Raw genomic sequence first — 6,000 nt, 5'->3', positions numbered from 1 at the left:
GGCGGGCTTCACGCCGGCCCTCTCCATCTTCGCGAGGAGGAAGTGATCCAGCGGTGTCTGCGGCCATTTGTCGTTGCGGACCTTGGGCAGCGGCGACTCCTTCAACGGCTGGAAGGACCACGGCGTTCTGCCGGCTGCGGGCTTCTTCGCTGCCGCTGCGCACGCGGGAGGAATGAGAACGACCGCCGCAACTGCCGAAACGAGGACAGCAATCAGGGAAGTAGCAAACAGCCGATGGCCACGGCCGGGCACGCGCGGGCTTCGATGTTCCGGGGTGCGCGTCATGCCGAAGGCTGACGGCTCAGGCGAGGATTTCCCTCACCACGTGGCCGTGGACGTCGGTGAGGCGGAAGTCGCGCCCGTCGTAACGGTAGGTGAGCTTCTCGTGGTCGAGCCCGAGCTGGTGCAGCATCGTCGCGTGCAGGTCGTGCATGTGGACCTTGTCCTGCACGGCGAGGTGGCCCCATTCATCGGTCGCGCCGAAGCTGGTGCCGGGCTTGAAGCCGCCGCCCGCGAGCCACACGGTGAAGCCGCCGGCGTTGTGGTCGCGGCCGGTGCCGTTCTTCTCCGCATACGGCGTGCGCCCGAACTCGCCGCCCCACCACACGATGGTGTCGTCGAGCAGGCCGCGCTGCTTGAGGTCGGTGAGCAGGCCGGAGATGGGTTTGTCCACGGCGAGCGCGTGATCCTTGTGCTTCGGCATGTTGGAGTGCTGGTCCCACGCGGGATTCGCGGTGTTGTCGCCGTAGGTGACCTGGATGTAGCGCACGCCGGACTCGCAAAGCCGCCGCGCCATGAGGCACTGCCGGCCGAAGTTGTCCGTCTTCGCATCGCCGATCCCGTAAAGCTGCCTCGTCGCCTCGGACTCCTTCGACATGTCGAGCACGGCGGGGGCGTTGTTCTGCATGCGCCAGGCGAGTTCGTAGGAATTGATCACGGCCTCGAGTTCGGAATCGCCGGGGTTGCGCTTCAACTGCTCGGCATTCATCGCCTGCAACAAGTCGAACTGCCGCCGCTGTGCCGAGGTCTTCAACTGCGGATTGGCGAGATTGCGGATCGTCGCCTCGCTTGCGGGCGCGCCCGCCTTGCCCAGCGCCGTGCCCTGATAGACCGCGGGCAGGAAGGCGTTGCCGTAATTGCGGGGGCCGCCGTTGCCGGCGCTCGGCGAAATCGTGATGAAGCCGGGCAGGTTCTCATTCTCCGTGCCGAGGCCGTAAGTGACCCACGAACCCATCGAGGGCCGGATGAACTGCGTTGCACCGCAGTGCAGGAACAGCGTCGCGGGCCCGTGCGCGATGCCCTCGGTGTTGAGCGAGTGGATGAAGCACAGGTCATCCACGTGCCTGCACATCTCGGGGAAGAGCTCGCTGCCCCAACGGCCGGTCTGCCCGTGCTGCGCGAACTTCCAAAGCGATTTCATCACGCGCTGCGACGAGGCTTCGCGCTTGCCGGAGTTGGCGATCTTGCGCGCGTCGTCGAAGTCGCGCGGCTTGCCGTCCTGCTCGTCGAGCAGCGGCTTGTGATCGAAGGAATCCACGTGGCTCACACCGCCCTGCATGAAGAGGAAGATGACGCGCTTGGCTCTCGGCCTGTGATGGGTCTTCTTCGGCGCGAGCGGATCAGTCGCGGCCCCGGCTCGCTGCGCGAGGCCCGCGAGCGCAAGGTAGCCGAAACCGCACGCGGTGGACTTGAGGGCGTGGCGGCGCGACAACAGGCTGGGTGCGAAGGGGCTTGGGTTCATGGCCGAGAATTGGACGGAGGATAACCGCTGATGATTTCAGTTCAAGTATCGGAAATCCATGCTTGCGAAGAGCGCCTGATAGAATTGCGCCCACGCGTCGAGTTGCCGGCCTTCGAGCACCGTGCCGTCTGCGGGAAGGCTCACGTATCCGAGCGCGATTTTCTTCTCTGATTCCGTCGGCTTGCGGCCAAGGGCGAGGCGGTAGGCCGACTCGACGCGTGCCGCATCGTCGCCCGGCATCGCGAGCGTGCGCCGCGCGGCGGCCTTCGACTGCTCGATCACGAACGGGTGGTTCATCATCAACAGGGCCTGCGGGGCGACGGTGCTCGCGTTGCGCCGGCCGGATACCATGCTCGGGTCCGCGAAGTCGAACACCTCGAAGAGCTCCGGCAGCGCGTTGCGAAGCACGGGCGAGTAAACGCTTCGCCGCGTGTCGGTGTGCTGGTAATTGTAGTCGGCGGCCGTGCCCGGCCTGATCGTCGGCCCGCCGCGCGCGAGGTCGAGTTGTCCGCTGACGACCAGCACCGTGTCGCGGATGCACTCGGCGTCGAGGCGCCGGCGGTTGGCGCGGGCGAGCAGGCGGTTTTCGGGATCGTCGGATTGCGGGTTGCGGACTACGGATTGAGGAATCGAGGATGACTGCTGATACGTCCGGCTCAATACCATCGCGCGCACGAGCTTCTTCACCGACCAGCCTTCATCCATGAACTTGACCGCGAGGTGGTCGAGCAGTTCGGGGTGCGACGGCACCTCGCCGGTCGTGCCGAAGTTGTCCGTGGTGCGCACGAGTCCCGCGCCGAAAAGCCAGTGCCAGACGCGGTTGACCATCACGCGCGCCGTCAGCGGATTGTCGCGGCTCGCAAGCCAGTCGCCGAGTTCGAGACGGCCGCTCGATTTGTCGCCAGGCCTCGCCGGCGTGCCGAGTGTCGCGACTTGCAGGAAGCCGCGCGGCGCAACGTCTCCCGGATTGTGCACGCTGCCGCGCACGAGCACGCGAATGTCGGCGATGGTCTTCTCCTCCGTCACGGTCATCACCATCGGGCGCTTCGGGCCCGACTCGTTGAGTTTCTTCAACTCGTCCTCAAGTTGCTTCACGTCCACCGTCTTCGTGGCATTCGCCTCGGCCTTCCTCGCGGCCTTTTTCTCTGCGGCGGTTTGCTTCGGAGTTTCTTTCGAGGATTTGGCGGCGTCCGAAGTCGCCGTTGCCGCCGCGGGCGCATCCGTGCCGTCTGCGAGCAGGAATTGCACGGCGTCCGCAACGACCACGCCGCCCTTGGCGTCCTCGGTGGAGACGATCACGAAGCCTTGCCCGTTGGCTTCGAAGCGATGCTGGCCGAGCGAGATGAACCGCTGGTCGATCGGCGGCGCTTCGCGCTGGTTGACGAGCACGGTCTTCTCGCCATCCGCGCTGAAGATCGTCACGTGCGTGTTCGTGGCGCGGTTGGGGTTCGGAATGTAGGCGAGGCGGACCTCGTATTTCCCGGCCTTCGCGATCTCGGGCTGGAACGTCGCGGTCTTTTCCGCGCCCGGCCCGCCGCTTTCGAAAACGTAGCCCTCGCCGATGTAACGGCCGCTGAACTGCGACTTCTTCCAGTTGCCGACGAGCTTCGCCTGCGCGTCGTCCACGACGACACCGGGGAGGTCCTTCACCGCGAGCGCGACGGCCTTTGCCGGTTCTCCGGGCTTCTCGACAGCGGCAAGTTTTGTCGCGGCGGCCTTCGCTTCCTTGATTCGCGCCTGCAATGCCGCGACTTGCGCCTCGTGCTTCTTGAAGGGTTCGTCCTCAGCCGCGGAGAGCGGCAATGGCATCTCGACCCATGTGGAGACGTTTGCGTGATTGATCTGCCGCGCGTTCTTGAGGATGCCCGCGAGCGCGTAGTAGTCGCGCGTGGGGATGGGGTCGAACTTGTGGTCGTGACAGCGCGCGCACGTGACGGTCTGCGCGAGAAAGGCCTTGCTGATCACGTCGAGCTGTTCGTCCACCCCGTCCATCTCGAGTTGTTTCTTGTCCTGCTCCTCGAAAACCGTGTTGCCGAGCGCGAGGAATGTGGTGCCGGTCATCTGTCGCGCCCGCGCGGCGGGCGAATCCGCCGCCAACAAGTCGCCCGCGACCTGCTCGCGCACGAAGCGGTCGTAAGGCAGGTCGTCGTTGAACGCGGCGATGACGTAGTCGCGGAAGCGCCAGGCCTCCTTGAAGACGAAGCCGCGCAGCGTGACCGACTCGCCGAAGCGGGCGACATCGAGCCAGTGTCGTCCCCACCGTTCGCCGAAATGCGGCGACGCGAGCAGGCGGTCGACGAGACGCTCGATGGCCTGTGGGGCGTGGTGTGTTGCGTGTTGCGTGAACTCATCAATCTCCGCCGGTGCCGGCGGCAGTCCGGTGAGATCGGAATAAATCCGGCGCACGAGCGTGGCCGGGTCGGCGTCGGCCGCAGGCTTGAGGCCTTTCGCGTCCAGTTTGGCGAGGATGAAACGGTCAATCTCATTACGCGGCCATGCGGTGTCCTTCACGGCGGGCACGGGAGCCTTGTTCGGAAGTTGATACGCCCAGTGTTTTCGGCCCTCCTCGATGTTGATGGAGCCCTTCTTCGAGACGATCGGGCCGCCGCTGCGCGGGTCGGGCGCACCCATCTTCACCCACTTCTCAAAGTCCGCGATCTGCTCGGCCGACAGCTTTTCTTTCGGCGGCATCTGGAATTCCTTGTCACGATAGCGAACGGCCTTGATGAGCCGGCTCGCCTCCGGATCGCCCGGAACGACCGCCGGACCGGATTCGCCCCCCTTGGCCCATGCGTCGCGCGAGTCGAGGCGCAAGCCGCCCTTCTGCTTCGCGTCGCCGTGGCATTCGAGGCAACTGGCGGAGAGCAGCGGGCGGATTCGTTTCTCAAAAAACTCCATCCCCTCCGCGGAAGATTTCGGCGCGTCCGCTGCGCGAAGCGTCAGCGAGGCCAGCGCGAGCGCCGCGGCGAGGATGGAACCGGCTCGTTTCATCGGGTGGAATGGACGCATTGCGGCAAGCACCTGTTCAGGCGCGGCGGTTAACATATCAGAAACTCGGTCGCACGCACAGGCCCGCCTGCACCGGGGCCGTGGCGAGCGAGATGACGCCCTTCTCCGCGGTGGCGCCGCGGAACGGATCGTTCGTGGTGAGCAGGTTGCCATCAATGTCCAAGAAGTCCGTCAACTCCGCGAGATGCGCGGCGGCGGTGATGAGCACGCTGGTCTCGATCATGCAGCCGATCATCGTTTTCAACCCGGCCGCGCGGGCGGCGACCAGCGCCTCGTGCGCGCCCGTGATGCCCGCGGTCTTCACGAGCTTCACGTTCACCGCGTGAAAGCACCCGGCGCACAGCGCGGCGTCCTTCGCCGAGAGATACGATTCGTCCGCCATGATGGGCACGGGCGTGCGGGCCTTGAGCCACTTGAAATCCGCCGCGGGCGACCTCGCGTGCAGCGGCTGCTCGCAGAATTCGATGTGGCCGTCCGTCGCGAGCCACTCGAGGTTGCGCAGCGCCTCCTCCTTTGTGGCCCAGCCTTCGTTGGCATCCACGCGGACGCGCTTGGCCGGCGCGGCGTCGCGGAGCGCCTTCAAGTTCTCGCGATCCCCGGGCACGCCTACTTTCAGCTTGAGCACGGGGTACTGCGCCGCCTCGAGCACCTTTGCGCGGATGACATCCGGTGCGTCAATCCCGATGCTGTAGGAGGTGACGTGGACGCCCTCGTTGAAGCCGAGCCCAAGCAAGTCGCACACGCGCCTGCCTGCGCGATGCGCGGCACCGTCGAGCAGGGCGAGGTTGAGCGCGCACTTGGGCGCGAAGTCGCCCGTGGAGATCGAATCGAGATACGCCATGCTCGCGGGAACATCGCTGAATGAGAGCCGCGCCGCGTTCACGCGGGCGAGAAACGCAACGCAAGAATCCACGTCTTCGGCGTAACGCGTTGATGGAGCGGCTTCGCCGAGACCGACCACGCCGTCTGCATCGCGCAACTGCACCAGCGCGACCTCGAACGAATCCGCGCCGTTCCCGCCGCCCGGACCGAGCCTGCTCGCGATTTTCCAAGCGTGGGCAAGCTTCAACTGATAGCGGCGGACGGTGAGTTGCACCGGATCAGCATTCAGGAACCTGCGCCTCGGCGCAAGCAGGGAGGACTCGAACCAACCATCGCCGCTGTGGAGTCCGGGCCCGTCTCAAACCCGGAGGTTTCGCCGCGCGATCATGCGCGAGGCTCGAACGGGGTCACGGATGGGCGACGTTGAA

Annotated in this window: 3 protein-coding genes; all 3 read right to left on the bottom strand. The window is 65.8% G+C overall.

All coding sequences use genetic code 11. The annotated features are described in order from the left end of the window. Positions 1 to 301 precede the first annotated feature (301 nt). The 3 genes from FJ386_09840 to FJ386_09830 are packed head-to-tail and all read right to left on the bottom strand — an operon-like array spanning position 302 to position 5,846. On the bottom strand, positions 302 to 1,741 hold the full coding sequence (locus FJ386_09840) for a DUF1501 domain-containing protein (GenBank protein ID MBM3877005.1): 1,440 nt from the start codon (positions 1,739 to 1,741) through the stop codon (positions 302 to 304). 36 nt (positions 1,742 to 1,777) lie between these two features. Further along, the gene (locus FJ386_09835) at positions 1,778 to 4,732 is read right to left on the bottom strand and encodes a DUF1553 domain-containing protein (protein ID MBM3877004.1); all 2,955 of its coding nucleotides are present in this window, start codon (positions 4,730 to 4,732) and stop codon (positions 1,778 to 1,780) included. Positions 4,733 to 4,787: 55 nt separating this feature from the next. Continuing rightward, positions 4,788 to 5,846, bottom strand: a complete 1,059-nt coding sequence (locus FJ386_09830; protein MBM3877003.1) for a dipeptide epimerase — start codon at positions 5,844 to 5,846, stop codon at positions 4,788 to 4,790. Positions 5,847 to 6,000: the final 154 nt, after the last annotated feature.

Source organism: Verrucomicrobiota bacterium (assembly GCA_016871675.1).
Lineage (GTDB): Bacteria > Verrucomicrobiota > Verrucomicrobiia > Limisphaerales > VHCN01 > VHCN01.
Note: the sequence above shows the minus strand (reverse complement) of the source record. Positions and strands in the feature narration are given on the sequence as shown.

Excerpts from the sequence above, each read along its gene's own strand:
- FJ386_09835 (MBM3877004.1), bottom strand. The coding sequence starts at position 4,732 with ATGAAACGAGCCGGTTCCATCCTCGCCGCGGCGCTCGCGCTGGCCTCG.
- FJ386_09840 (MBM3877005.1), bottom strand. The coding sequence starts at position 1,741 with ATGAACCCAAGCCCCTTCGCACCCAGCCTGTTGTCGCGCCGCCACGCC.